25 protein-coding genes, 1 tRNA gene and 1 pseudogene are annotated in these 24,199 nt (G+C 61.0%); 12 read left to right on the forward strand and 15 right to left on the reverse strand.

Features of this window, described 5'->3' with window-relative positions; genetic code table 11:
* On the reverse strand, positions 1-924 hold a 924-nt coding region (locus Q363_RS40410; RefSeq protein ID WP_157466770.1), incomplete at its 3' end, for an HNH endonuclease signature motif containing protein.
* 95 nt (positions 925-1,019) lie between these two features.
* Positions 1,020-1,250, reverse strand: a complete 231-nt coding sequence (locus Q363_RS12075) for a hypothetical protein (protein WP_035350420.1) — start codon at positions 1,248-1,250, stop codon at positions 1,020-1,022.
* A gap of 71 nt (positions 1,251-1,321) precedes the next feature.
* Between Q363_RS12075 and Q363_RS12080 the strand changes: the two genes are divergently transcribed.
* Positions 1,322-1,540 (forward strand): SOS response-associated peptidase family protein, encoded by a 219-nt coding sequence (locus Q363_RS12080; protein WP_035350422.1) that lies wholly within the window; start codon positions 1,322-1,324, stop codon positions 1,538-1,540.
* A gap of 88 nt (positions 1,541-1,628) precedes the next feature.
* Here Q363_RS12080 and Q363_RS12085 read toward each other — a convergent pair whose 3' ends face one another.
* Positions 1,629-1,991, reverse strand: a complete 363-nt coding sequence (locus Q363_RS12085; RefSeq protein WP_035350424.1) for a hypothetical protein — start codon at positions 1,989-1,991, stop codon at positions 1,629-1,631.
* A 379-nt stretch (positions 1,992-2,370) separates the two neighbouring features.
* On the opposite strand from Q363_RS12085, the gene Q363_RS12090 reads away from it, so the two are divergent.
* The 3 genes from Q363_RS12090 (at position 2,371) to Q363_RS40415 (ending at position 4,266) form a co-directional block, all read left to right on the forward strand.
* Positions 2,371-2,538, forward strand: a complete 168-nt coding sequence (locus Q363_RS12090; protein WP_211256170.1) for a hypothetical protein — start codon at positions 2,371-2,373, stop codon at positions 2,536-2,538.
* A 169-nt stretch (positions 2,539-2,707) separates the two neighbouring features.
* Complete coding sequence (locus tag Q363_RS12100) at positions 2,708-4,102, forward strand: FAD-binding oxidoreductase (RefSeq protein WP_169746967.1); 1,395 nt, start codon at positions 2,708-2,710, stop codon at positions 4,100-4,102.
* The gene (locus tag Q363_RS40415; RefSeq protein ID WP_157466774.1) at positions 4,099-4,266 is read left to right on the forward strand and encodes a hypothetical protein; all 168 of its coding nucleotides are present in this window, start codon (positions 4,099-4,101) and stop codon (positions 4,264-4,266) included. The genes Q363_RS12100 and Q363_RS40415 overlap by 4 nt, the downstream gene beginning before the upstream one ends.
* Before the next feature lie 60 nt (positions 4,267-4,326).
* Here the strand turns inward: Q363_RS40415 and Q363_RS36030 are convergent, their stop codons facing one another.
* From Q363_RS36030 to Q363_RS36035, 5 genes are all read right to left on the reverse strand, one after another.
* Positions 4,327-6,291, reverse strand: a complete 1,965-nt coding sequence (locus Q363_RS36030) for a sensor histidine kinase (RefSeq protein WP_051978689.1) — start codon at positions 6,289-6,291, stop codon at positions 4,327-4,329.
* A 110-nt stretch (positions 6,292-6,401) separates the two neighbouring features.
* Positions 6,402-7,793 carry an extracellular solute-binding protein gene (locus Q363_RS12110; protein ID WP_051978690.1) on the reverse strand — a complete coding sequence of 464 codons (1,392 nt, stop codon included), beginning with the start codon at positions 7,791-7,793 and terminating at the stop codon, positions 6,402-6,404.
* An 8-nt stretch (positions 7,794-7,801) separates the two neighbouring features.
* Positions 7,802-9,391: an ATP-binding protein gene (locus tag Q363_RS12115; RefSeq protein WP_051978691.1), complete on the reverse strand. Its 1,590-nt coding sequence runs from the start codon at positions 9,389-9,391 to the stop codon at positions 7,802-7,804.
* Positions 9,388-9,822 carry a hypothetical protein gene (locus Q363_RS40420; protein WP_157466776.1) on the reverse strand — a complete coding sequence of 145 codons (435 nt, stop codon included), beginning with the start codon at positions 9,820-9,822 and terminating at the stop codon, positions 9,388-9,390. The genes Q363_RS12115 and Q363_RS40420 overlap by 4 nt, the downstream gene beginning before the upstream one ends.
* A gap of 131 nt (positions 9,823-9,953) precedes the next feature.
* Positions 9,954-13,103 carry a serine/threonine-protein kinase gene (locus tag Q363_RS36035; RefSeq protein ID WP_051978692.1) on the reverse strand — a complete coding sequence of 1,050 codons (3,150 nt, stop codon included), beginning with the start codon at positions 13,101-13,103 and terminating at the stop codon, positions 9,954-9,956.
* A 141-nt stretch (positions 13,104-13,244) separates the two neighbouring features.
* On the opposite strand from Q363_RS36035, the gene Q363_RS12130 reads away from it, so the two are divergent.
* Positions 13,245-13,967, forward strand: a complete 723-nt coding sequence (locus tag Q363_RS12130; RefSeq protein ID WP_051978699.1) for an HAD family hydrolase — start codon at positions 13,245-13,247, stop codon at positions 13,965-13,967.
* A gap of 17 nt (positions 13,968-13,984) precedes the next feature.
* On the opposite strand, the gene Q363_RS12135 is transcribed toward Q363_RS12130, so the two are convergent.
* Positions 13,985-15,748, reverse strand: coding sequence for a L,D-transpeptidase family protein (locus Q363_RS12135; protein WP_084080278.1), 1,764 nt, complete (start codon positions 15,746-15,748; stop codon positions 13,985-13,987).
* Between the two features lie 54 nt (positions 15,749-15,802).
* Complete coding sequence (locus tag Q363_RS12140) at positions 15,803-16,906, reverse strand: isoaspartyl peptidase/L-asparaginase family protein (protein ID WP_211256171.1); 1,104 nt, start codon at positions 16,904-16,906, stop codon at positions 15,803-15,805.
* Between the two features lie 171 nt (positions 16,907-17,077).
* Between Q363_RS12140 and Q363_RS12145 the strand changes: the two genes are divergently transcribed.
* The 3 genes from Q363_RS12145 to Q363_RS12155 all read left to right on the forward strand — a co-directional run bounded on the left by Q363_RS12145 (position 17,078) and on the right by Q363_RS12155 (position 18,243).
* Positions 17,078-17,162 (forward strand) — tRNA-Leu (locus Q363_RS12145).
* A gap of 36 nt (positions 17,163-17,198) precedes the next feature.
* Positions 17,199-17,501, forward strand: a complete 303-nt coding sequence (secG, locus tag Q363_RS12150; RefSeq protein ID WP_035350433.1) for a preprotein translocase subunit SecG — start codon at positions 17,199-17,201, stop codon at positions 17,499-17,501.
* 118 nt (positions 17,502-17,619) lie between these two features.
* On the forward strand, positions 17,620-18,243 hold the full coding sequence (locus Q363_RS12155; RefSeq protein WP_035350434.1) for an MBL fold metallo-hydrolase: 624 nt from the start codon (positions 17,620-17,622) through the stop codon (positions 18,241-18,243).
* 71 nt (positions 18,244-18,314) lie between these two features.
* Here the strand turns inward: Q363_RS12155 and Q363_RS12160 are convergent, their stop codons facing one another.
* Complete coding sequence (locus Q363_RS12160; RefSeq protein WP_035350435.1) at positions 18,315-19,454, reverse strand: pyridoxal phosphate-dependent aminotransferase; 1,140 nt, start codon at positions 19,452-19,454, stop codon at positions 18,315-18,317.
* 53 nt (positions 19,455-19,507) lie between these two features.
* On the opposite strand from Q363_RS12160, the gene Q363_RS12165 reads away from it, so the two are divergent.
* Both Q363_RS12165 and Q363_RS40425 read left to right on the forward strand, forming a co-directional pair.
* Positions 19,508-20,152 (forward strand): HAD family hydrolase, encoded by a 645-nt coding sequence (locus Q363_RS12165; RefSeq protein WP_035350436.1) that lies wholly within the window; start codon positions 19,508-19,510, stop codon positions 20,150-20,152.
* Between the two features lie 126 nt (positions 20,153-20,278).
* Positions 20,279-20,773, forward strand: a complete 495-nt coding sequence (locus Q363_RS40425) for a hypothetical protein (protein WP_157466778.1) — start codon at positions 20,279-20,281, stop codon at positions 20,771-20,773.
* A 115-nt stretch (positions 20,774-20,888) separates the two neighbouring features.
* Here the strand turns inward: Q363_RS40425 and Q363_RS45425 are convergent, their stop codons facing one another.
* Positions 20,889-21,020 (reverse strand): hypothetical protein, encoded by a 132-nt coding sequence (locus Q363_RS45425; RefSeq protein WP_281175986.1) that lies wholly within the window; start codon positions 21,018-21,020, stop codon positions 20,889-20,891.
* A 45-nt stretch (positions 21,021-21,065) separates the two neighbouring features.
* Here Q363_RS45425 and Q363_RS44005 point away from each other — a divergent pair.
* Positions 21,066-22,313 (forward strand): annotated as a pseudogene (locus Q363_RS44005) (choice-of-anchor D domain-containing protein); the annotation flags it as partial.
* Here the strand turns inward: Q363_RS44005 and Q363_RS44010 are convergent.
* Positions 22,211-22,483, reverse strand: coding sequence for a hypothetical protein (locus Q363_RS44010; RefSeq protein WP_035350441.1), 273 nt, complete (start codon positions 22,481-22,483; stop codon positions 22,211-22,213). The pseudogene Q363_RS44005 and the gene Q363_RS44010 overlap by 103 nt on opposite strands.
* A 3-nt stretch (positions 22,484-22,486) precedes the next feature.
* Entirely contained in the window at positions 22,487-22,615 is a 129-nt protein-coding gene (locus tag Q363_RS45430; RefSeq protein ID WP_281175987.1) for a hypothetical protein, read from the reverse strand.
* Positions 22,616-22,617: 2 nt separating this feature from the next.
* On the opposite strand from Q363_RS45430, the gene Q363_RS12195 reads away from it, so the two are divergent.
* Positions 22,618-22,929 carry a hypothetical protein gene (locus Q363_RS12195; protein WP_035350442.1) on the forward strand — a complete coding sequence of 104 codons (312 nt, stop codon included), beginning with the start codon at positions 22,618-22,620 and terminating at the stop codon, positions 22,927-22,929.
* Between the two features lie 6 nt (positions 22,930-22,935).
* On the opposite strand, the gene ribB is transcribed toward Q363_RS12195, so the two are convergent.
* Positions 22,936-24,081 carry a 3,4-dihydroxy-2-butanone-4-phosphate synthase gene (ribB, locus tag Q363_RS12200; RefSeq protein ID WP_035350443.1) on the reverse strand — a complete coding sequence of 382 codons (1,146 nt, stop codon included), beginning with the start codon at positions 24,079-24,081 and terminating at the stop codon, positions 22,936-22,938.
* Positions 24,082-24,199 lie beyond the last annotated feature (118 nt).

A 24,199-nucleotide genomic window follows, 5' to 3' on the forward strand; every position in this document is an offset into this window, starting at 1 on the left:
GTTCCTCGACCGGCCATCGCGTGTCTGCACATCCACCGGCGTCTCATCGGCCTGGATGTAGTTACCCCTGACTAACTCGCGGCCCATGACCGCGACCAGAGGCATCAGTAAATCCCCGACGCGCATCACCCAGCCATCGATGGTTGCGCGGCTGATGTCGATGCCTGCATCGCGCAGCAAGATCACGCTCTGACGATACAGCGGACAGTGATTCGAGTATTTGCTGATGATCGCATCGAGGATCACCTGATCGCTGACCAGGCTCTTCTCGATGATCCGAGGCGGCAGAGCGGAAGCCGAGTCTTTCTGTTTGAGAAGACGCTCCAGCCCATCCCATGGAGTTGGGATAGGCTCTCGCATCCTAGGGTCAGCCAATCCCACCTCTTCCAGCGTGTAGTTCATGCGAGCGAAGTTGCATGGCGCACAAGTAACGATAATGTTCTCGAAGTCGTTAGTTCCGCCTCTCGCATGAGGTATTACATGATCGCACTGCGCCCACATAGCCTGAAATGCCGGATGTTGTTCCTTGTTGCTCTGGGTTGGCCACGGTAGCGCATCGAAATACAGCTTTCGCAGTCGATTGCGGATCGCCGCTCGGAATACTGGGATTCCGCAGAAACGGCAATTGTACCCATCTCGTACGTGTAGAAGTTGCTTTTCGGCTGAAGTGGGCATTCTCAGCACTATGCGCTCTTCTTGTTTGAGGGTCGGCGGTGCACCTGTTACCACTCTGTATTGCACGTAAGGGCTGGCCTTTCCCCAAAGGGATTCGACCCAATCTCGAATGGCGGGAATACTGGCCTGCCTGATCAGAGCTGCGGCCCGCCTTGTATCGCCAGAAATATGCGCGGAGATGGCTTCATCCAGATATTTCGCTGCAAGTTCTATTTCAGGAATGGCAGGGCGAAGACATAACCGTCCCATCGGGGGGCAACAAAGACTGCCCGTTCGATTGCAATCCCATGCTCTAATGGCACTCCTACTAAACGCCCTTGGCCACCTTATACATACGCTAATCATCAGGCAAGACAAACCTGCTCTTTGGACTTTTGGACAGGTAACGCGCGCGCGAGAATGAACACGCCTCTCACCGTCAACGCCAAAGCCGAGAACGTCACCGCTCCACCCCAGACATAGGTTTTGAAGACGTACTTGAGCTTCAGGGCCTCGCCGATCTTGCGACCCAGCTTGCCGTAGGGTTGAGTTGCCGTTGGCGCCGCCAATTTCGACGAAAATCGCGGCCCGCGCATGCGCCTGAAAGTGGTTCCGAAGCATCTGCTTCTCGTTGTCGGTGAGGGTGATGGATGCAAATGCAGCAGCTATGATCGAGGCGAACGAGCTGATGGCGCCGGTCCACGACCGCATGCCCGTCATCCTTCACCCCGGCGATTTCAACCGCTGGCTCGATCGCGAACCCACCGACCAGCCGCCGATCGACCTGCTGCGCCCGTTCCCCGCCGACGAGATGGTGGCTTTCGAGGTTTGCAGAGACGTAGGCAACGTAAAAAACAATTCGCCGGAGCTGCTGAACAGCAAGTAAAGTGCGGCTAACACGGCGTTCAACTGCCCGTGGCGAAGTCTGCGACCGGCCTCAGTGCGAACCTGGTGGGAGGACCAGATCAACTCTTCTAAGGACGTGCGAGTATTGCTTCGACGAGTCTCTTTATCTCGGCCAGCGCCTCCCTCATCAGGTCGTTTTCAGCGCCAAGCCGAGTTGCCAGCATGTAATTTTCATCTTGAAGCTGTTTGAGCCTCCCGATCTCCTCCTGGGCGGCGCGGAGCTTGGATCGCAATTGTTCGACTTCCTGGGCAGCAACATCGGCACTGATGATGGCACCCGCATAAGGAAACTCCTCGAATGGCTTCCGCTCTTGCTTCGGCTTCTCTGGCGTGAGGGGTTCAAAATGCTTGCAATTGCATTTCCACCAACTGCACACGATGGCTTCATGCTGCGATTTGCGATGACCGCACTTGCAAATTTCTTCGCTCACTTGCTCTCTCCTCGCAGTACGTCCAGGGGGAGTGCACCACGATGGTCCCACGGGCCTTCCGCAAATGCAAGGCGCACCTTCGCAGGGGCCGACCACAGGTGCAACTGCGATTCAGAGAGCATATCCAATGGGCCGAAGATGCACGAACGCCGCGGCGGTAGAGGGACTGGCAGGGAGGATACATGGAGAAGCTGACGAACGCAGAACGCAACGAACTGATACCGAAGCAGGAGGCGGCGGCGACGAGCAGTGCGGTTGTAATCGGCCTCGCACGCGCCACATGATCAAGAAGTAAGATGAGGTGCTCGAAATCATGGCGTCGACCGCAGCCGCACCCCGGCTGTGCTCCCCGACGTGCAGGACGTATATGGAGGACACAGTGACCGAACGCTCAGAGCAGCGACCCAAGCTCGAGATACAAACGGACGATTTGAAGCCGATCGACCTTCTATGTCCGTTCCCCGCCGACGAGATGGAGACCTTCGAGGTCTCGAAGGACGTGGGTAACGTCAAGAACAACTCCGCCGAGCTGCTGAACAGCAAGTGATTAAGGATTCTATTTGCTACATCTCTGCTAGACTTCTGCCCTCCCCAAATACCAAGTCGAATTGAGCCTGCGAATAGACCGAGGAGGGCTTCCTACCCATGAATCTTCACACCGTCAGAGCCGTCGCCAGTTCATAAAGGGTACGCTCGCCACAACCGCAACGCTGGGGTTGAAAACTGCCCACGCTCAGCTAGAAGTCCACGACAGAAGCCAAATCGATTCGGACGCTCTCAAAAAGCTACGCGCACAACTGAAGGGCGGTCTCATTCTCCCCGCGGACCCTGGTTATGAGGCAGCGCGTCGCGTCTATTATTGGAATCCCGACACAGAGAGAGGACCCGCCCTGGTTGCACGGTGTGCCAATACCGATGACGTCCGATATGCGGTCGAATTCGCCCGCAGACATGGACTGGAAGTCGCAGTGCGAGGCGGGGGCTATAGTCATATGGGCTGGGGCACCTCCAGCGGCCTCGTCATCGACCTGGCCGGGCTGAACCGCGTGACTATCGACCCCAACAAACACACTGGTCGCGTCGATGCGGGACTGTCGAGTGGTGAAGTCATGCGGCTGGCGGGACGCTATGGGCTTGCTCCGGTACTCGGGGAATGCCCGGGTGTTGGAGCTGCCGGGCTAACGCTCGGTGGCGGCCTGGGTTGGCTTTCCGGACTTCATGGAGCGTCCTGCGACAATTTGCTTTCCGCTCGTATGGTTACAGCAGACGGCCGAATTCTGTCTGTTGATGCGGAGAGTAACCCAGACTTGTTGTGGGCCCTCCGGGGCGCTGGCGCCAATTTTGGTGTCACAACAAGCTTTGAGTGTCGCCTCTACTCCATTGGTCCCGTCACTCTCGGCAACATTTTCTACCCGATTCGAGAGGCGCGACCGGTCCTACGATTGTTCCGCAGCCTCATGGCCGAAGCGCCAGATTCGTTTCAAGCCGCACTCAACCTGACGACAGGGGAGCGGGGCGTGTTCGTCAGGCTTTGTCACGCCGGTGAGGGGGCCGAAGCGGCGCGATTGCTCCGGGCATTCCGAACAGTGGCTACTCCTGCGAAGGACACCGTTAGCCGTGGGGAATTCGCTCAGCTCGCAGGCGGAGTGCCGACGGGAGGACCTGATACGAGCTTCAGGTGCGTCGCGACCGTTTACCGGAGTGAGTTGTCAGACGAGGTGATGGACATGGTCCTCGATCGCTTTTCTGAGGCACCTCCTGAAACCAACATTGGAATTGCCCATTACATGCACGGCGAGGTTTGCCGAGTAGCGTCAGACTCAACGGCGTTCCCGCTTCGCCAATCAGGAGGGATTCACATTCGTATCGGCTTGGATTGGAAAGATTCGGCCGAGGCGCGGCGTTGCATGCTTTGGGCCGACGAAGCCCGGAAGCTGCTACGGCCCGCGTCCGGGGAACGGATTTATGCCAATTACCAGAGCTATACCGGCAAAGGCACGGCTGAGGCAGTCTTCGGCAGCAACTACTCGCGCTTAGTCGCCCTCAAGAACAAATACGACCCTACCAATTTCTTCCGCCGAAACTCGAATGTTGAGCCGAGGCAGGCATGAATGAGGAGCGGTCGTTATTCTGTGAACCGCGTTATCACTGTCGGGACAGTGACCCGATCGACCTGCTGCGCCCGCTCCCCGCCGCCGAGATGGGAGCCTTCAAGGTCTCCAAGGACGTGGGCAACGTCAAGAACAACTCCGCCGAGCTGCTGAATAGTAAATGATGGGCATCAGGAAAATCCAAAGTTCCTGATGTACCACAGCGACTTTGGTGTTTTACCGAATCACGTCCCTGTGGTGGTCACATTCACGACCTCTATTCCGGCCGGCAAAGTGAACTGGAACGTTGCGCCCCGTCCGTCGTTCGCCGTGGCCCATAGACGGCCGCCATGCAACTCGATGATGGAACGGCTGATCGCCAGGCCCATGCCGGAACCCTGCGGTTTGGTCGTAAAAAAAGCATTGAAGATCAGGTCCGTCTTTCCGTCCGGAAGTCCGACGCCGGTGTCGCTGACTGAGATCAGCAGGCGACCGTCCCGACCCAGTTGCGACTTGACCGTAAGGACTCCGCCTGTCTCCTTCATCGCTTCGATGCCGTTGAGCATGAGGTTCATGAGCACCTGCTGCAGTTGCACGCCGTCTGCCGTGATCTTGGGAAGATTGACGGCGAGATCGGTGCGCATCGAAACCGCGTACCGGTTGGCCTCGCCCCGCAGCAACACGACCATTTCGTGGACAATCTCGTTTACGTCGACCAACTCACGTTTTGGTGGAGAGTTCTTGTACAACGACCGTAAATTCTCGATGATCTCGCTCGCGCGTGTTCCTTCTGCCACGATACTCTTTGCTGCATCGCGTATCTCGTTAAGATCGGGTCGGTCGTACTCAAGCCATAGCAAGCAGGCGTTCGCATTCGCGACGGTGGCAGCGATCGGCTGTTTAATTTCGTGCGCCAGCGAGGCGGTGAGTTCGCCCATCGTGCTCACGCGATTGATGTGAGCAAGGTCTGCCTGTAGCTGTTCAGCGCGCTTGCGATCTTCGATGTCTGTACTTGATCCATACCATTTGACGATATTTCCATCTTCGTCACGCAGAGGCACATTGCGGACCAACCACCAGCGATACTCACCGTCAGCCGCACGCACTCGTACTTCCGTCCTCATCGGTTCGCCCGAGGCCAGGGTAGTTCGCCATTCTCGGACGAAGCGTTCAATGTCGTCAGGATGAACGACTTCTCTCCAATTCCAGCCGAGGACGTCCTCTGACGAGAGACCCGTGTATTCCACCCAGCGTTGATTAACGAAATCGAGGGAGCCGTCCGGCCGAGCGCTCCACACCATAGCAGGAATGGTATCGATTACAAGACGGAGCCGATCTTCGCTTTTCTGCAGGTTCGCGTAGAGGTCTCGCAGTCGGACGGTGGTATCGTTAAATACTCGGCTCAGGTGAGCGAGTTCATCTTCTCCGCTGACAGACACTTGATGTTGAAACTCGCCCCGCGCTAACGCCTCTGACCCTTTCACCAATCGCTCAAGTGGTTGTGTGATGCTGCGCGTGATGGTCAGACCCAGGGTAGCCGCGATCAGCAATGTGACGACAGCGGTCATCGGCACAATCAGGAAGACTCGCCGTTCTACGCGCTTGATCTTCTCGACTGTTTGCGCCTGCTCCTCGCCGACCTCGTAGTCGACTTTCTCGACGAGCGCCGAGGTGAGGGATTTCAGCGGTCGAATTTGGTTTGCCAGGCGCAGGCGCACAGCCAGCCAGTCGCCCGATGTGGCTAGGCTGGTGATCTTCTCCAGTTGCGATGGAAGGGTCCCCTGAAGGACTTGCAGGGTAGGCAGGATCGTCGGATCCAGCTGGAACTCGGAAGGCAGAAGACTGAGGGCGCTCCTTGCGCGTTGCGCTTCCTCCAGGACTGCGGTACGCAGAGGTCCGGCTTCAGCCGCCAATCGTGCGGCGTCTTCGGAATGCGCAAGTTCTTCCATCCTGTCATAAAACGCCATCAGGCTCGTATGGAGGCGTAATACGGCGACTAGCTTTTGGTCGATTCCATTCAACCGCTCTGCCTGCGCACGGACCTCGTGGAATTGCCAAAGAACCATAGCATTGCCAACAAACATCGCGAGGAGGATGATTGCGAAACACAGGATCAGACGCGGACCGATGTTGAGCAGATGGGCATGAAGAGTCTTTTCTCCAACGCCTTTTACCCAGACGCCACATTGTGTTGCAATCTGACTCCGCATCGTTGTTCCCGCCAGCTATCGCTTGGCCATGAATTTACGCCAAACAGCGCTCGCGCACGAGCTTAAGTTGAAGACGTTCGGGCTCCAGGTGACTGATCTGGAGCACCTCTTCACGGGCGTGCCGATCCAGCCGATCCACTTGAAGGCGCGCCTTTTTTATAACCGGTAATGTTGACTAACTCCTTCTCCAGGGCTGTGGCCGCCTCCGGTGCCCCTTTTTCGCCGGTCAGGACGGAGTGAACCGCCCGGATGTATGCATCGCTCACCTCCGCATATTTCTTGCCGGCGACGTTTGACGGCCGGGATACCACGCCAGTTTTGAACCCCTGACTTAGCAGGGCAAAATGGGGATACTGTTTCTGGACTTCAGGCAACTGGTACAGTTCCTCTCGATCGGGTGGATCCGAAAGCAGCAGAACCCTCGTGAGTTCCATGTCGCGACGGGTGAGAAACCGGACCAACTCTCTGGCCTCACGCGGATGGGTTGAGAAGCGTGATACACCAAGGCCGATTCCTCCCAGAGTACCCAGGCGGCCTCCCTTCCCCCCGGGCAGCAAGGTTACGTCGAACTTGTTTCGAATTGGCGACTTGGCCGCTTGGCTAAGCAGATAATGTCCAGGCCAGTTGCGCATGAACGCCGCGTCGCCCGCGGACCAGACGTTCATCGCGTCGAATTCGTTATAGCTGATTTCGCTGGGCGGCGAAATGGTCCCCACCCAATGTGCCGCTCTTTGCCACGCACGGATCGCCTGCGGATTATTCACGCTGATCGTCTTGTCATCTTCGATGATGCGGCCGCCGCCTTCGGAGGCCTGCCATTCCAGCGCATTGCAGGTCAAAGCTTCGGTGGCTACTCCTTGCCATACAAATCCCCAGAACTGCCTCTTGCCCTTGGCTCGTTCGCCCGCCTGAATCCGGGCTGCCATTGTCTCCAGTTCATCCCATGTGCTTGGCGGCGCGCCATATCCATACTCGCGCAACAGGTCGGTACGGTAAAACAGAAGCCCAGCATCAGGACCATGCGGGATCGCCACCAATTTGTTATCCACCGTGTAGCTCTTGATGATGGCTGGAAAGTACTCGGGGATTTCATTGCCGAAATATGGCTTCAAATCTATGAAATCGTCGCCCAGAATTCCCGGCCAGATCACATCGATACCGTACACATCCGGACCCGAAACGCCTGTCGCGAGTAGCTCCTGCCATAAAGCCAGTTGCTCCTGAGCCGACTCCGGAGAGGGAAGAAACTTAACTCGGATTCCTGTCTCCTGAGTGAATTGCTGTAACTCCCGCTCATATTCCTTTTGGTACGGCGGGGTCATCGACCGCTGGTCCAGATAAATCAACGTAATCGGTTCATGAACGCGTTGCCGGGTACAACCTTCAAGGAGCAAACACAGCAATACGATGAAGGCGGGGCCAAATACCTTGCACGAGTTCACGCGCGCAAAGTGAAGACCGCCAATTCCTCCCGCCCCCGAGCTTCGGATTCGCAGGATCATGGGATTCCTCAATCTCTATCACCATCCGGCGTTCCATAAGACACCGAAGCAGGGCTGGTAGTGGCGACCTTTACTTCCTCGGCTCCAGTCAGTAAAGCTAAATGAAAGGTAGCGCCCCGCCCGTCGTTCGCCGTGGCCCACACACGGCCGCCATGTGACTCGACGATGGAACGGCTGATCGCCAGGCCCATGCCGGAGCCCTGCGGTTTGGTCGTAAAAAAAGCATTGAAGATCTGATCCATCTTTTCGGCGGGCAACCCTACCCCTGTGTCGCCGACTGAGATCAGCAGTCGGCCGTCCCGACCCAGTTGCGACTTGACCGTAACTACTCCGCCGGTCTCCTTCATCGCCTCGATGCCGTTGAGCATGAGGTTCATGAGCACCTGCTGCAGTTGCACGCCGTCTGCCGTGATCTTGGGAAGATTGACGGCGAGTTCGGTGCGCATCGAAACCGCATACCGGTTGGCCTCGCCCAGCAGCAACACGACCATTTCGCGGACAATCTCGTTCACGTCGACCAACTCACGTTGTGGAGCAGACTTGCTGTACAAGGACCGTAAGCGATCGATGATGTCACTGGCGCGCATTCCCGCCTTGACCATACCATCTGCTGCCTCGCACGCCAGTTCCAAATCCGGCTGTTCGCGCTTAAGCGATTGCAAGCAGGCGTGCGCATTCGCAACCGCCGCAGCGATCGGCTGTTTAATTTCGTGCGCCAGGGAGACGGTCAGTTCGCCCATCGTCGTCACGCGGCTAAGGTGAGCAAGGTCCGCCTGTAGCTGTTCGGCTCGTTTGCGATCTTCGATGTCGGTTGAGTTGCCGTACCACCGGATGATTGTGCCCTTCGCATCCCGCAGCGGTACGGCGCGGACCAGGAACCACCGATATTCCCCATCCGCTGCACTGCGGAAGCGCACCTCATTCTCGAAGCGCTCGCGGCCAGCCGCCATCGCGCCGCGCCGCTTCTCCCTATGACTCTCTAAATCTTCGGGGTGAACGGCGGCTTCCCAACCCGAGCCGACTGACTTCTCGGTCGACAAACCGGTGTATTCCTGCCAGTTGCGATTGACGAAGTCCACAGAGCCATCGGGCAGAGCGGTCCAGGCAAATGACGGCATGGTTTCAATCACATCCCGAAGCTTCCTTTCCTGACGCCGCAATCGCTGAACGAGCAATCGATGCAACGCCCAAAACAGTGCCACGAAAGCGGCAACGCACAGCGTGCGGAACCAGTTCGTTTGGTAAAAGGCCGGGGCGATCGCGAAGTCCAGAACCGCGCCTTGCTCGTTCCACACACCGCTGTTGTTGGAGGCGATCACGCTGAGGCGGTAGTTACTCGGTGGCAGGTTCGTGTAGTGCGCTCGGCGACTGTAGCCCAACTCTCTCCAGTCCTTGTCCTGCGGTTCAAGTCTGACTCGGAAGCGCGCCTTCTCCGGTACGGCGAGGCTCAGAGTTGTGTAGTCGAAGGTCAGATCGTGAACGCGTGCAGGCAGGTGCAAGCCGTTCGATACATCGTACGTTTTGCCATCAGCAACGACTTGCTCGATGTGCACCTGAGGCGGAAGCTCGTTAAACGGAAGGTGACGAGGATCGATCACGCTGACCCGTCCCCAGATACGAACCAGATCTTCCCATCCGGGGATTTGCTGGCACGCGGGCTGAAAGCGCTGAGGAATGCAACCGACGGGACCACGTCGGTATTGTCGAAAGCTGTCGCCTGGATCGTATGCTTGGGATCTGCGACCCAGGTGTCCAACTCCGACCGGGCAATGCGCACCAGACCGCAGAGCATGTACAAACAGACGGCGTGATCGTCGTCTTCCATGGACCAATGGACCGCATCGCAGGGCAGTCCGTTCTTGCTCGCAAGTGTCGATACCTTGCCGTTGCTGATCCGGCTCAGTCCGCCTTCGGTCGCGGCCCACAGCGTTCCACCAGAACCGAATCGAAGTACGCTGACACGGCCCTCGCCCAGGCCATCAACGGCCGCATACAATGCGCGGACCTTACCGTCCTTGAAATAGGCCAAGCCGAGAGATTGATCTAACGCGGAAGCACACGAGCAGCACGCCAACAGAATCGCTAGCGCGATCACCGCCCCTCTGTGTGCCCTCTCCATGTAGCTAACATCATCTTACTCCCGGACCTGCTGGGCTGAGCTCAGGTTCGCGTCCCTTCCTTCGGCCTGCGTTTCGAATTGCCCAGGCCGCCTGAACTACTAGCCGTGGCGCGCAGCAGCCTCGACCGGGCCACGGGATAGAGGTTGCTGCCGGCAAGAAATACCGTTCCCCGATGCTCCATGACCGCGCGTAGATTGATCATTGCCTGCTCCTGGTCGCCCTGCGCGCCATAAGCCAGCGCACGCAGATACGGCACCAGCGAAAGCTCATCCTGCGGCTGAATCTCCGACAGCAGATCGAGGGCTTTGCCGGGGTCTTTCTCCGAGATGGCCAGAGCCGCGCGCAGCCCCAGAGGACCGTAGCGCGTCACCGCCGTGCCTCCGGAGCGCAGCTGCTCCAGCGAGGTAATCGCCCGCTCCGTATTGGCTCGCTCGCCGCATAGCGCTGCTGCCATGCCGGAACGGAACCTCGACGCGTTGCCGCCGGACAGTGCGTCGCTCGCTCGCACCAGGGTGAGCGCCTTGGAACAATCCTCCAACAGCGCACGATCGAGAGCCCTCTGCGCGAAGAGATAGGCGCGCGCTGACGCAAGCTCGGGAACGGCCTTAGTCGTAGCAACCGCGTTGTTCCACGCCGCTTCATCCATGCGCCCACTGTTGTCCAGATACAGCCCGTAGCTGGCGATCGCAGCAGGTGGTTCGGCTCGATTGGTTTGCAGGCGATTGTGGAACGAGCGTGTCTCCTCGGCAACCACATCCTCCCGTCCCGCCAGATAGCCCGCCGCGAGCCGTAGCCCGCTCGCCGCTATGCCAAGCTGCTTCGCCTGCGTCTCAAGCTGCAGCGCAGAGTCGAAGCGATCCAGGCCAATCATCGCCTTCTCCGCCTCCGCATAGGCATCAGCGCGATACGGATCAACTTCGTAGGCCTGCTGCGCGGCGAGCAGCGCCTCCACAAGATGTCCCTGCGCGAGCAACACGCGCGACAACCCCACCATTCCATCGACATCCCGCGGAAAGCGCTCGGTATAGTGGCGGATCGTCGTGGCGGCCCGGCCGTAATCTCCGACCGCAATCATCTCGTAGCAAAACTGCGCCCGCAGCCGTACCTTCTCGTCCGCGCCCTTTGAAGCCGCCTGTGCATGCTCTGCGGCCGCAATGGCGGCCACCTCTGCGTTCTGCGTCTGATACAGCCACGCCAGCCGCATCTGCGCCTGGATAAACCGCTCGTCGCGTCCAACCGCCCGCATGTAGGCCTTAATGGCATCGTTTGCGCGGCCCGCCTGCATCGCCGCCTCTGCGGTCGAGTACGATTCCAGAGCACTCATGTCGTCCGTGCCCTCACGGCTCAACGGCACGCTGGTCTCTGCGATCGAGCGCGCGCCTTCTCCAAGCTCCGACCGAAGCGAACGCACCAGGCTGTCGATCGCCGCGGGAATCTCCTGTCGTGTCGACGCCTGCTGCGTCAGGCTGGTCAGCTTGTCGTTCGACACCGCATCGAGCACGTCTACGCTGATCGTGTACGGCGCATGGCCGCTGATCTCACCAAAGAGATACGCCTTCGCCCCCACGCGCTGCGCAACCACGCGGGCCGAAGCGATACTGTTCCCTTCCAGCTGATGCAGCCCCGCCCGATAGGTGTCATCTCCTCGCACGTTCAGGGTGGGAGACTGCCGCAGCGCGATCTCCAGGCCCTCCAGCACGGCGCCTCCCAGAGCCTCGCCGGTCTTGTCCTGCACCACCGTCAACAGCAGAACATCATTGGGAGCAAGTGCGGCTGAACTTAGGCGCCCGCTGCGGACTAGCGCATAGGCCCCCATGCCGATCGCCGTAACTAGCACGGAGGCAATCATGAGGCGCATCACCGAACGTCTGGGCGGAGCCTGCGGTTCGGAAGCAATCTCGGCGTGCCTCTCTTCGACGGGAGGAAGATCGTCGAGCCCGAACTCAAACTGCGTCACCCCAGACCGGCTCCGAGCCAGAGCAGGCGTTCCCCGCCCGCCGCTTGAGCCCGGCTTCCGGCCGCCAGACGGATCGCTGGCCGTGAGCACGCTTCCCTGACTCACCGTTTTTCCTGCGCTCTCAACCGGCCTCACATCCTCAGGAATTCGCAGCGGACGGATGATCACGTCGCCCGCACCAGACCCAGATTCGTTCCTGATCTGTGTGGCGTCCGGAGTGCTGTCTCTCTTCACCGGGCGCTTCTGCCGTGCAGCAACCGGCTCCAGCGATCGGACCAGCGGCACCGGAGCCGGCGCGCTTCTCTTCAGCCAGACGCTTCGGTTCAGCTTTCCTGAGATTTTGTCCAGCTCCTCGTTCAGCTCCCGCGCGCTCTGGAACCGTTCGCGTCGGTCCTTCGCCAGCAGCTTCAGGATCGCCCGCTCCAGTTCGCGTGGAATCGAATCATTCCAGTTCCGCACCGGCTCGGGGTCGTTCTCCAGCAATTGAACGAAGACCTTCGTGCTTGTGGTCCCGCGAAACGGAATCCGCCGCGTAGCCATCTCGTACATCACGACGCCAAGAGAAAACAAGTCTGAGCGCAGGTCCAGCACGTGACCTCGCGCCTGCTCCGGCGACATATAGGCTACTGTCCCCACGGTTGCGCCTGCCAACGTCAGGCCGCTCGGCTCATCGGCTGCTTGCAGTGTGTGCACGCGTTCCGCTCGCTCGATCGCGTCGACGCTTGCTCCTTGCCCTACCTTCGTTTTCCTGACCTTGGCCAGCCCGAAGTCCAGCACCTTAGCTTGGCTCGTGCCGTTTTGCTTCTTTACCAGAAAGATATTCGCCGGTTTGATATCCCGGTGCACGATGCCTTTGGCGTGGGCCGCCGACAACGCTTCGGCCACCTCGCGCGAACGCAGCAGGATCTCCTCGGCCGACAGCGCGCCGCGCGAGATCCTCTCTTTCAGCGTCTCGCCTTCCAGCAGCTCCATCACCAAATAAGGATCGCCGTCTTGTTCGCCGGTATCAAAGATCGTGCAGATATTCGGATGGTTCAGTCCCGAGGCCGCGCGCGCCTCCTGCAGAAACCGCTCCCGCGTTCCCGGCACCTGATAGCCGTCGCGCACCAGCTTGATCGCCACTTCGCGGTGCAGGCGCTCGTCCCAGGCCCGAAAGACCAGGCCCATGCCGCCGCCGCCCAGTCTGCCCAGGATCTCGTACGGCCCGACCATCTGGCCAGCTTCTGGAGTCATGCCTCTGGACTATTCCGTTCTTATCGCTGCATCGCCTGTAGATACAGGCTTTATGCGCTCATCATACCGGCCACCCACCATGCGGTTACATGCAACCTTAGTCGTGTTACTCAATTGACAACAGGCTTCTATAATCGACCTGTGCCCTCCACTTTTCAGCCAATTCGCCGTACCCATGGCCAGACCCTGCTCATCGATGCCGACGACACGCTATGGGAGAACAACATCTACTTCGAGCGCGCCATCGCCTCCTTCATCTCCTATCTCGATCACCAGATCCACACCCCCGCCGAGGTCCGCGAACACCTCAACCGTTGCGAGCATGCAACGATCTCGGCCCACGGATACGGCCTCAGGAGCTTCCGCCGCTCCCTCGTCAACTGCTTCGAGCAGCTCGTCGGCGCGCCCGTCACCGACGAGCAGCACCAGCGCATCCATAGCTTTGCCGACTCCATCGCCCACCACGAGATCGAGTTGCTTCCCCGCGTCGCCGAAACCCTGGCGGAACTCACCACACGCCATCGCCTCATCCTCGTCACCAAGGGTGATCCCGCCGAGCAGACCGGAAAGCTTCAGCGCTCCGGCCTCGCGCCGCACTTTACCGCCGTCGAGGTGCTCCCAGAGAAGCACAACGAAGCCTACCTGTCCCTCTCAGCGCACCACCGCTGCGACGCCGCACACACGTGGATGATCGGCAACAGCCCCCGCTCGGACATCAATCCCGCCCTCAGCGCTGGACTTCACGCCGTCTTTATTCCGCACAGCTTCACATGGATTCTCGAGCACGAGACCGTGAAACCCGCTCCCTCAGGCCAGCACCTGCTCGAGCTTCTCGCCTTCGCCGATCTCCTCCATCACTTCTGATCTCTGCCCCAGGCCGATCACCAGGGATACGGCGGTCCCTTCGCCAGTACAGCCTCCAGCTTCCGATCGTGACCGTAGATGTCGTCGAAGAAGTGAACCGAGCCGTCCTCATCCACCACGGCCGTAACGTACAGGATCAGCACCGGGACCGTCGTATTCAGGTTGACCGTCCTGTTGTCCGGTCCAGAGTCCATCGCCTGCTGGGCAGCTGCCTCTGTCCACCTTCCATTGTCCTGATTGCGCAGCAGAAACGCCGCAAGCTCAGCCGGATGTTCCAGCCGTATGCAACCGTGGCTGAAGTCACGCCGCGACTGCGAGAACAGCTGCGTCGCCGGCGTACTGTGCAGATACACATTGTTCGAGTTGGGAAAGATAAACTTGATCAGCCCCAGCGAGTTCTTCGGCCCCGGCTTCTGCCGCACCGAGCACTTGCCGCTGCGAAGTCCCGCGACCATGTCGGCACCGGAGCAGCCGCCCGTCACCTCAAACTGCTCCTTCTCCAGATAGCCACTCCCTCCGCGATTGATCCCCGGAATCACCGACGATCGAATGATGCTCGGAGGAACATTCCAGTAAGGACGAAACACAATGTAGCGGATATTGTCCGTGAACACCGGCGTCTGCGTCGGTGCAGCCTTGCCCACCACGACGTTCATCACTACGCCGATCTTCTGTCCGCTCTCAAACGCGCGCAGCCGAAACTCCGGAATGTTCACCACAACCGGAGGCTGAGGAAACTCGAGCGGCATCCACCGCCATCGTTCGAGCGCGTCCGACAGCTGCTGAACCCGTGTCGCCAGCGGAACGTTCAGCTCACGAACCGTGGCGGCGCCCAGCTTCCCATCGGCGGTCATTCCGTGCCGCTCCTGAAAATGCTTCACTCCCTCCGCAACTGCGTCGTCATACCCCTGCGGATCGCTGCCCGCAGGCATGTCGCCAAGCTGGCGCAGCCTCGCTACAAGCTGGGCGACTCCCGGATAGTTGTCACCGACGCCAACGCTCTTCGTCACCGCAGGCACTGGAGCGCCATCGCCCTGCGCCGCCAGCTGTTGGTAGTGATTCAGTGCAGCCGCCGTTCGGCGGTATCCGTTGTAAGCCGGCTCCACCCCTTCGAGCACCGCATGAACATCGGCCGCATTCACCACAGTCGTGACCAGGAAACCCGGCAGGTCGTACTTCTTCGTCACCACGTCGATGCCGAAGTTGAACTTCCTCGGATTCACCCGGCCGATGTGCAGGTCCGAGATATAACGCATCGCCGCAACCGTCAGTTCCGCATCGAAGTCGGCCTTCTGCACATCATCGGCTGTCTTCAGGGCATCCACTCTCTGCGGCCACCTGGACGCGTCGTAGTCAACCGTCGATAGGCCCTTCTGTGCGCTGACCTCCACCGCCTGAATCACCCCGGCCCCCTGTTTGCTCAATCCATCCGCTCGCAGCCACAGCGGAGCGTAGCCCGATGCCTCGTAGACCGCCACAAAGTGCTTCGTGTAGTCGGAGAAGTTCGGCCGCTCCATCCCCGCAATCTGGCCCGCAGCCGCGATCTCTTTCACACGCGCCGCAAACGCCGGCGACACCTGCGCCGGAGCCGGCGGCGCGCTCTGCACCGCAGCCGTTGCCGAGACCGCTCCTCGAGCAGCCGACGGTGGAGGGGCTGCCTTCGGAGCCTGGCTCGGCGTCTGCGATTTGCAGCCCGTGGCCGCAATCGACACCATCAGTACGGAAATACTCAGACGACGCAGTGGCCACAACGATGGATTCCGGTCAGAAAGAAAAGGCATGGACCCATTAAACACGGAATCGAAAAACTGTCTGCAAAGTAATCTTCTCAACGGCTATTTCTCATCCCCATAGATCCCGACCTGAACCGCTCCCCCTTCAACCACCTTCGCGCGATACATCCCCGGCGTATTGAAGCTCCAAGCCAGCTCGCCGTCCGGCGCAATGGCAATCACGCCGCCGTCGCCGTGAATCGCCTTCAGGTCCTTCTGCACCACCTCATCCACCGCGGCCTGCAACTTCATTCCCTTGTATTGAACCAGCGAGCAGATCGTCCGCGCCACCGTCAGCCGGATAAAGTACTCTCCCGCCCCCGTAGCCGAGACCGCGCAAGACTCGTTCGAGGCGTACGTCCCCGCCCCGATGATCGGCGAGTCTCCTACCCTGCCCCACCGCTTCGCCTGCGTCCCCCCAGTCGAGGTCCCCGCAGCGATGTTGCCATTCCTATCGAGCGCCACCACCCCCACCGTGCCGTACTTATGCGCATCCGTCGGCTCGATCTCGGCCATCCCGCCCGCAGGCGCAGGCGGAGCACCCGCCGGCCTCTGCGGCAGCGGAGCGCCCTCTTTCTTCAACTGCCGGATCAGGCTCTGCCATCTCCGCTCCGTGAAGAAGTAGCTCGGGTCCACCTGCTCCAGCCCAACGCTTGCCGCGAACTGGTCCGCACCCGTGTCGATCAGCATCACATGCGGCGACTTCTCCATCACCGCCCGCGCCAGCGAGATCGGATGTCGTGTCCGCGTCACTCCCGCCACAGCTCCGGCCTTCATCGTCACCCCGTCCATCACCGCCGAGTCCAGCTCATTCTTTCCGTCCGCGGTAAACACCGCGCCCTTGCCCGCGTTGAACAGCGGGTTGTCCTCCATCAGCTTGATCGCCGCCTCCACCGCGTCCATCGACGAGCCGCCCTTCTCCAGCACATCCGCCGCCGCCTGGATCGACTGTTTCAGAGCCGCCCTGTACGCCGCATCCGTCTCCGCGCTCATCGACTTCCGTTCAATCACCCCCGCGCCGCCGTGCAGCACCACCGCCCACTTATGTCCCGAAGCCGTTGTAGTCTGGGCCGGATCCGACGCCGCCATCACCCCAGGCCCTGTTACCACCGAACCGCCCAGCCCAATCAGCACCGCTACCACACCTATACGAAGACCTGCACGCATCGACCAATCCCTTTCTTTCCGAAAGCTCAGACAGACATTTTTAGGATGAGACCAGCAGTGTACCGCCTCATCAGCGCATCACCAACGGCAACCCACACAATCCGCAGCGGGATGCTATACTAACTTTCGGATTGCTCACCGCTCTTTCTGGACCTGCAGTGCAGAGCCAATGCGGAGGTGGCGAAATTGGCAGACGCACAAGCTTGAGGTGCTTGCGCCGCAAGGCATAGGGGTTCAAGTCCCCTCCTCCGCACCAATCCAAAACATCTTTCCGGAAGGCACTCTTTCCCCGATGGTCATCGTTCTCGTTATCCTGCATGTCCTGGTTGCGTTCTTTCTGATCGGCGTCGTCCTGCTCCAGCAGGGCAAGTCGGCCGATCTCGCCGCGGCCTTCGGTGGCCAGGGCTCACAGACCGCCTTCGGCCCCCGCGGCGCGGCCAACTTGCTCACCCGGCTCACCACCTACTCGGCCATCGTCTTCATGCTCACCTCCGTCGGCCTCACTATCCTGATGTCTCGTGCCTCAGCCGACAGCTCCGTCCTCTCCCGCCACACCACCACCCAGCAGCAACAGCAGAGCACGCCGAAGAAGTAAGCTGCCGATTCCACATCCAACAAACGCGGGCTTCGGCCTGCGTTTGTCCTTTAATTCCGGTTTGATTTTTATCCGTCAAGTACGCGCATATCCCGGTCATCCTTATAGGCTTTAATTCATGATCCACGAGATCCTCCCCGTCGGCCTGCTCCAGTGCAACTGTTCCGTCCTCGGCGACGAGACCTCGCGCGAGGCCATGGTTATCGACCCCGGCGACGACATCCCCGCCATCCAGGCTATCCTAGAGCGCAATGGCCTCACCGTGAAGTACATCGTCATCACCCACGCCCACATCGACCACATCGCCGGAGCCCAGCGCCTAAAACGCCTCACCGGAGCCCCCATCTTCTACAACCAGAACGACCTCCCGCTGGTAAAGATGATGGACGTCCAGGCCTCCTGGCTGCGCGTCCCCACCCCCGAGGTCGCGCCTCCCGACGCCCCCCTCACCGACAACCAGACCCTCGCCATCTCCGGCCTCAGCGGAACCGTCCTCCACACCCCCGGCCACACCCAGGGCAGCGTCTGCCTCTACCTTCCCGAACACTCGCTTCTGCTGGCAGGCGACACCCTCTTCGCCGGCTCCGTCGGTCGAACCGACCTTCCCGGCGGCGACACGAACCAACTCATCCGCTCGATCCACGACCGGCTTCTCCCGCTCCCCGACGAGGTCACCGTAGTCCCAGGTCATGGTCCAAACACAACGATTGGAGAAGAGCGTCAGAGCAATCCATTCCTATAAGCATCAATAAATGAACACAATATGCTGATATATCTCAACCAACACCTGACCTGAACCAAAAGAATAACGGGCTAACGTGAAGCTCTGGCGATTGTGGATATCCCTGTGGAAAACTCGGCCTCCGGAACGATCAGGCTGACGACGATCCATTCCGGCTCCGCCATTCCATAGAAGCTCCCCGGGTGCGCCACCACATTCTCCCCCAACAGCTCCTCAGCCCCAATCCCCACCCTCGGCAACCGGATCACCGCGCTCCAGCCCGCCTCCGTACGAAGCATTTCAACCCCACAATCAGCTATTTTTCTGGTATTTCCTGAAGCTCTCTCAAGTATCTGTTTCTGAACCCCGGCCCTCCCCTCAAGCCATCCCGGCAATCCATACTGCGCCGGCGCGTTCATCGTGAGAAAAGTATCGGCGATCACCTCCAGCCGGGCCAAAGCCGCCCGGCACTCCGGTCCGAATCCCGCAATCCACCCCACCTTCATCTGTGGCAGCCCTGCGATCTTGCTTAGCCCGCTCAGCACAAAGGTCAGGACGCCATGAGGCCCCCGGGTAAAGCTCTCGAGCGCCCCCCCGTTCAGCGGGTAGTCCAGGAAGACCTCATCCACGATCAGCGCCAGCCCATGCCTTGCGCAGACCTCCTCCAGCCTCCTCCGCTCCTCCGCCCGCGTCCCATGGCCAGTCGGATTGTTCGGATGCACCAGCACGACCGCCCGCGTGCGCGGCCCGATGCGCTTCTCCATCTCGGCAAAGTCAATCCACCACCCATAGTCATAAAACAGCGGATAAGGCCGCAGCCGCACGTCCTCCAGGTCAGCCAGAAAGTCGAAGAGCGGATAGCTTGGCTGCGCCACTAGAACTTCATCGCCCGCATCGCACAGCAACCGAAACAGATAACCGTACCCCTCGCTCGTGCTGGTGGTCAGGATCACCGCATCCGGATCGACCTCGGCCCCATGATCCGCGTAGTAGCCCGCCACGGCCTCCCGAGCCGACCACATTCCCCGCGGGTCCGGATCATATACCAGCGCCCTGGGATCGCTCAGCGGCGCCAGAATCGCCTCCGCATCGTAGTGGAACCCGCAGACCGTCGGGTTCGAGACCGTCAGATCGATCAGCCTGCGTCCCTCGGCCCTAGCTCTCCGGATCGCCTCCGCGAACCGGCTCTCTCCCAGATCCCACCCCGTTCTCGACGAAAACCGTTGACTCACACTTTTATGGTAATGGCTTACTCGCGAACCTCACCTAGAATAGGCATCAATCCATGAATCCCATTCAAGCAATCCTCTTCGACTACGGCATGGTGCTCTCCGCTCCTCCTGACCCCGCCGCCTGGCAGCGCATGCGCCAGATCACCGGCTTCGACGAGGAGGCCCTTCATCACGGATACTGGCGCTTCCGCCACGCCTACGATCGCGGCGAGCTGACCGGCGTCGCCTACTGGCACGAGGTCGCAGCCAGTGCCGGCAGCTGCTTCACCGGCGAGCAGGTCGCCCGCCTGATCGACGCCGACGTCGATCTCTGGACGCAACTCAATCCGCCCATGCTCGACTGGGCCCAGCGTCTCCAGCGCGCCGGCATCCGCACTGGCATCCTCTCCAACATCGGCGATGCCATGACCGAAGGCCTCCTCCGCAAATTCGACTGGCTCTCGGCCTTCGATCACTGCACTTGGTCCTATGCGCTCAACCTCGCTAAGCCTGAGCTCGCTATCTACTACGCGGCGGCCGAAGCCCTCGCTACCCCACCGGCACAGATTCTCTTCATCGACGACAAGGTCGAAAACATCGAAGCCGCCCGCGAAGCAGGCATGCAGGCCATCCAGTACCGCGACCACGCCGGGTTCGAGAAGGAGATGGAGACCCGCGGCCTCGACCACCTTCTCCTCTCTAGCCCCACCAGCCCGTAACGTTATTTTCCCAAAACAGAACTCCTCCGTGACCTTCGTAACGGAGTCCCGGATTCGATCCCCTAAACTCACCTGTATCCATGGATATTGAGGGCAGGCTGCAAGCAGCGCCGTAACCGCAGCCACATGACCATAAAGCGACTCACCGGGCTCCTATTCCCCATCGTCTGCCTCTGCGGCCTTCTCGCCGCAGCCACCTTCGCTTCCGCGCAGAACACTCAACAGCTCGCCTTCGCCGGACTCTTCGCGCCAGCGGCGGCAAGGGCATCTTCTACTCCGTCAAGGTCGATTCCTCCGGCAATCTCTTCCTTCTCTACGACCAGAGGGACGGCGTTCGCATCCTCAAGACCGACCCCCTCCGCCAACCAGGTCCTCGCCCAGGCACAGATCGGCGCCGCAGGCGACAGCGGCCTCGCCATGGCGCTCGATCTCTCCGGCAACGCCGGGAAGCTGCACCATCACAGTCACCTTCCTCCCCAGCACCGCCACCGCCGCCGGCACGCTCTCGATCCCCGTCACCAGCTCCTCCCCCGGCAGCCCGCAGACCACCTACACCCTCCCGCTCACCGGCGCCTACGCCGCCGAAGACACCGGCCTCCAGATCCTCCCCGCGCAGGCTAACTACGGCCCCACCCCGACCTCCACCCTCGGCCTCACGCGGCAGGTTCCTCATCAACAACCTCACCACAAAGTCCCTCGCCCTCTCGCTCGCGCTGCCGCGCCAGTTCGTCCTCACTCAACCGCCCTGCGCCGCGCTCGCCCCCGGAGCAGGCTGCACCTTCTCCGTCGCCTTCCTCCCACTCACCAATGGCGACATCACCGGAACCGTGTTCGCCCAAGCCGATACCACCGACGGCAGCGCCACCATCAACGGCTCGGCTACCTCGAAGGCTTCGGCTCAGGCACCGGCAGTATCACCGTCACCGGCGATCACCTCCTCCCCGGCCGCCTCCTCGACTTCGCCCAGGTCGCCTCCGGCCAGACCGCGATCCGCACCCTCACGATCACCAACGCCGGCAGCCAGCCCACCACCATCCGCCGCGTCACCAGCGAGTGGCCCTTCCTCGCCAACACTACCTGTGGCGCCACGCTCGCCCCCAGCGCAATCTGCACAGTTACCCTTGTCTATTCCCCCATCAACCAGGCCGCCACCGGATCCTCGCCCGCTCCCTTCAACACCGACGCCGGCTCCCTCGTCCTTGAGAGCGACGCCGCCTCCAGCCCCGACTTCATCGACCTCACCGGAACCGTAACCCCCATCGCCGTCGCCGTCCCTTCGAACTCAGCTCCGCTCGTCTCCTACACCGTCTTGCAGAGCTCGCTCACCTTCGCCGCAACCTCCGGCGGCAACGCCTCCGCACCGCAGACCGTCACCTTCGCCAACACCGGCACCGCCACGATCCACGTCACCGGCCTCACCACCACCCCCGACTTCACCGTCGCCGGCTCCTGCCCCATCCTCGTCCCCGGAGCGAGCTGCCCCGTCGCCCTCGCCTTCACCCCGCAGGCCTCCTCGTCCCAGACCATCAGCAACGTCATCAGCGCCCTTGAGATCACTTCCGACTCCTCCAGCGCGCTCGACTTCATCAGCCTCTTCGGTACCGCCACACCGCCCACCCTCGTCCTCTCGCCCGTCTCCCTCGACTTCGGACAGGTCCTCGTCGGCAGCTCAGGCACGCTCCCCATCAAGGTCACCAACAGCAGCCCCACCGCCGCCACCTTCTCCAGCATCACCGCCACAGGCGACTACACCGTCACCGGCGACTGTCCCGCCACCGGATCCCAACTGGCTCCCTCCGCAATCTGCACCTTGCAGGTCACCTTCAAACCCACGCAGCCCGGAGCCCGCATCGGCTCCGTCAGCATCGCAACCTCGCTCACCAGCCTTCCCCTGGTCGCAAACCTCACCGGCACTGGGGCACAGTCGCACCTCCAGATCACTTCCGCCGCCCTCGCATTTCCAAACACAACCCTCGGCGCCTCCACCAGCCTGACCCTTTCGCTCACCAACACCGGCACCGCTCCGGTCAACCAGCTCGCCCTCTCCATCACCGGCGACTACGCCGTCACCAAACCCTGCGCCACCACCTCGCTCGCCCCAGGAGCAATCTGCGCCATCACCGTCACCTTTACCCCCACGGCCACCGGCTCCCGCACAGGCAGCCTCACCATCGCCAGCTCGGACCCCAGCTCCCCCCTCGCTGTTCCGCTCAGCGGCACCGCCGTTCCCTCGGCTGCCATCTCGCTCACCGTCGATGGCGGTACCGCATCGTCAGTCACCGTCGTCAGCGGCCGTCCCGCCAACAACAACTTCTCAATCACCGCGCTCAACGGCTACACCGGAACCGTCACCCTCAACTGCACCCCCGTCAACCCAGGCCAGTACGCCAGTTGCTCGCTTCTGCCCTCAAGCGTCACTCTGCAGAACAGCTCCGCGCAGTCCTCCGTCGCCACCATCAACACCGTTGACGTCCGTCTCCACAACGGCGCAAGACCACCCTGGCAGCCGCGCGACCCTCGCGTTCTGCCTTCTCCCACTGGGACTATTCTTCTTCCGTCGGACGCGATCTACCCTCGCCGTCGCGCTCTTTACCGCGATGACGCTCTCCGCCTCCGGCTGCGGCTCAGGGGGGAACGTCGTCATCAACAATGCCGATCCCAACCTCCGCTACACACCGCCCGGAACCTTCCAGTACCAGGTCACCGCCTCCAGCAGCACTGGAGTGCAGCTCAGCCAGACCGTCACGCTCAACCTCACCATCACGGCCCGGCAGTAGAGCCAGCTATCGCGCCGCTGCTGCGATCGACACCGGAACCTGCTCCACGATCTCGATCCCGAACCCCTGCAGCGCAGGCACGTGCGTCGGCGTATTGGACAGCAGCCGTATCTTGTGAATCCCCAGGTCCGACAGAATCTGTCCCCCCAACCCCACCTGCCGCAGCGTCCTCTGCGTCCTCTCCTCGCACCGCTCCCGCGATCGATGTTCTCGATGGAATGCCACCCGATGCGGTGTCACGCTCCGGTCGATCCCGAACCCCGCGCTTCCGTTGTGCAGGTACACCAGTGCACCTCGCCCCGCCTCTGCAATCATCTTCAGGGAGTTCTCCACCACCGCCCTGCAGTCGCACAGCGTCGTGCCGAAGATATCGCCCGCAAGGCAGTGCGTATGGACGCGCACCGTCACCGGCTCCTCGCCCGTTACGTCGCCATACACCAGCGCCACGTGCGACTCGCCGCCATCCACCTCGCTCTCGTACGCGATCACGCGAAACTCCCCGTGCTCGGTCGGCATCAGCGACTCCGCCACGCGATGGATGTAACGCTCGTTCTGCAGCCGGTATCGGATCAGGTCCGCCACCGTCATCATCTTCAGCCCATGCTCCTCGCAGAACTTCACTAGGTCCGGAACCCGCGCCATCGTTCCGTCGTCGTTCATGATCTCGCAGATCACACCCGCCGGAACCAGCCCCGCCATCCGAGCCAGGTCCACCGATGCCTCCGTCTGTCCCGCACGCACCAGCACTCCACCCTTGCGCGCCCGCAACGGAAACACATGCCCCGGCCGCGCCAGGTCGTGTGCCGTCGACTCCGGGTCGATCGCCACCCGGATGGTATGCGCCCGGTCCGCTGCCGAGATGCCCGTCGTCACGCCCTCCCGCGCCTCGATGCTCTCCGTAAACGCCGTCCCGAACCGCGACGTATTCTCCTGCGTCATGGGTCCCAGCCGCAGGTAGTCGGCGCGCTCCTCCGTCAGGGTCAGGCAGATCAGCCCGCGTCCGTACTTCGCCATGAAGTTGATCGCCTCCGGCGTTACGAACTCGGCCGCCAGCGTCAGGTCACCCTCGTTCTCACGGTCCTCGTCATCCACCACCACCACCATCCGGCCTGCGCGTATCTCTGCCACTGCCTCGCCGACATCAACAAACATGCCTTACCTCCGGGAACGCCGTGCTGGCCCGTTCCTTGCTTTCGACTGCCTTAATCATACGTCCGATGCAAAAATGAGAACGCCGCCCTCGGGCGGCGTTCTATACTCTGTGAGGCCT

The sequence above is a fragment of the Edaphobacter aggregans DSM 19364 genome (genome assembly GCF_000745965.1).
In the GTDB taxonomy this organism is placed as follows: Bacteria; Acidobacteriota; Terriglobia; order Terriglobales; family Acidobacteriaceae; genus Edaphobacter; species Edaphobacter aggregans.

What these genes read in the sequence shown, in the direction of transcription:
- Q363_RS12075 (WP_035350420.1), bottom strand. Translation starts at nt 1,250, where the DNA reads ATGCGCGGGCCGCGATTTTCGTCGAAATTGGCGGCGCCAACGGCAACT.
- Q363_RS12080 (WP_035350422.1), top strand. Translation starts at nt 1,322, where the DNA reads ATGATCGAGGCGAACGAGCTGATGGCGCCGGTCCACGACCGCATGCCC.
- Q363_RS40415 (WP_157466774.1), top strand. Translation starts at nt 4,099, where the DNA reads ATGAATGAGGAGCGGTCGTTATTCTGTGAACCGCGTTATCACTGTCGG.
- Q363_RS36030 (WP_051978689.1), bottom strand. Translation starts at nt 6,291, where the DNA reads ATGCGGAGTCAGATTGCAACACAATGTGGCGTCTGGGTAAAAGGCGTT.
- Q363_RS12110 (WP_051978690.1), bottom strand. Translation starts at nt 7,793, where the DNA reads ATGATCCTGCGAATCCGAAGCTCGGGGGCGGGAGGAATTGGCGGTCTT.
- Q363_RS36035 (WP_051978692.1), bottom strand. Translation starts at nt 13,103, where the DNA reads ATGACTCCAGAAGCTGGCCAGATGGTCGGGCCGTACGAGATCCTGGGC.
- Q363_RS12135 (WP_084080278.1), bottom strand. Translation starts at nt 15,748, where the DNA reads ATGCCTTTTCTTTCTGACCGGAATCCATCGTTGTGGCCACTGCGTCGT.
- Q363_RS12140 (WP_211256171.1), bottom strand. Translation starts at nt 16,906, where the DNA reads ATGCGTGCAGGTCTTCGTATAGGTGTGGTAGCGGTGCTGATTGGGCTG.
- secG (WP_035350433.1), top strand. Translation starts at nt 17,199, where the DNA reads ATGGTCATCGTTCTCGTTATCCTGCATGTCCTGGTTGCGTTCTTTCTG.
- Q363_RS12155 (WP_035350434.1), top strand. Translation starts at nt 17,620, where the DNA reads ATGATCCACGAGATCCTCCCCGTCGGCCTGCTCCAGTGCAACTGTTCC.
- Q363_RS12165 (WP_035350436.1), top strand. Translation starts at nt 19,508, where the DNA reads ATGAATCCCATTCAAGCAATCCTCTTCGACTACGGCATGGTGCTCTCC.
- Q363_RS40425 (WP_157466778.1), top strand. Translation starts at nt 20,279, where the DNA reads ATGACCATAAAGCGACTCACCGGGCTCCTATTCCCCATCGTCTGCCTC.
- Q363_RS45425 (WP_281175986.1), bottom strand. Translation starts at nt 21,020, where the DNA reads ATGGTGGCGCTGCCGTCGGTGGTATCGGCTTGGGCGAACACGGTTCCG.
- ribB (WP_035350443.1), bottom strand. Translation starts at nt 24,081, where the DNA reads ATGTTTGTTGATGTCGGCGAGGCAGTGGCAGAGATACGCGCAGGCCGG.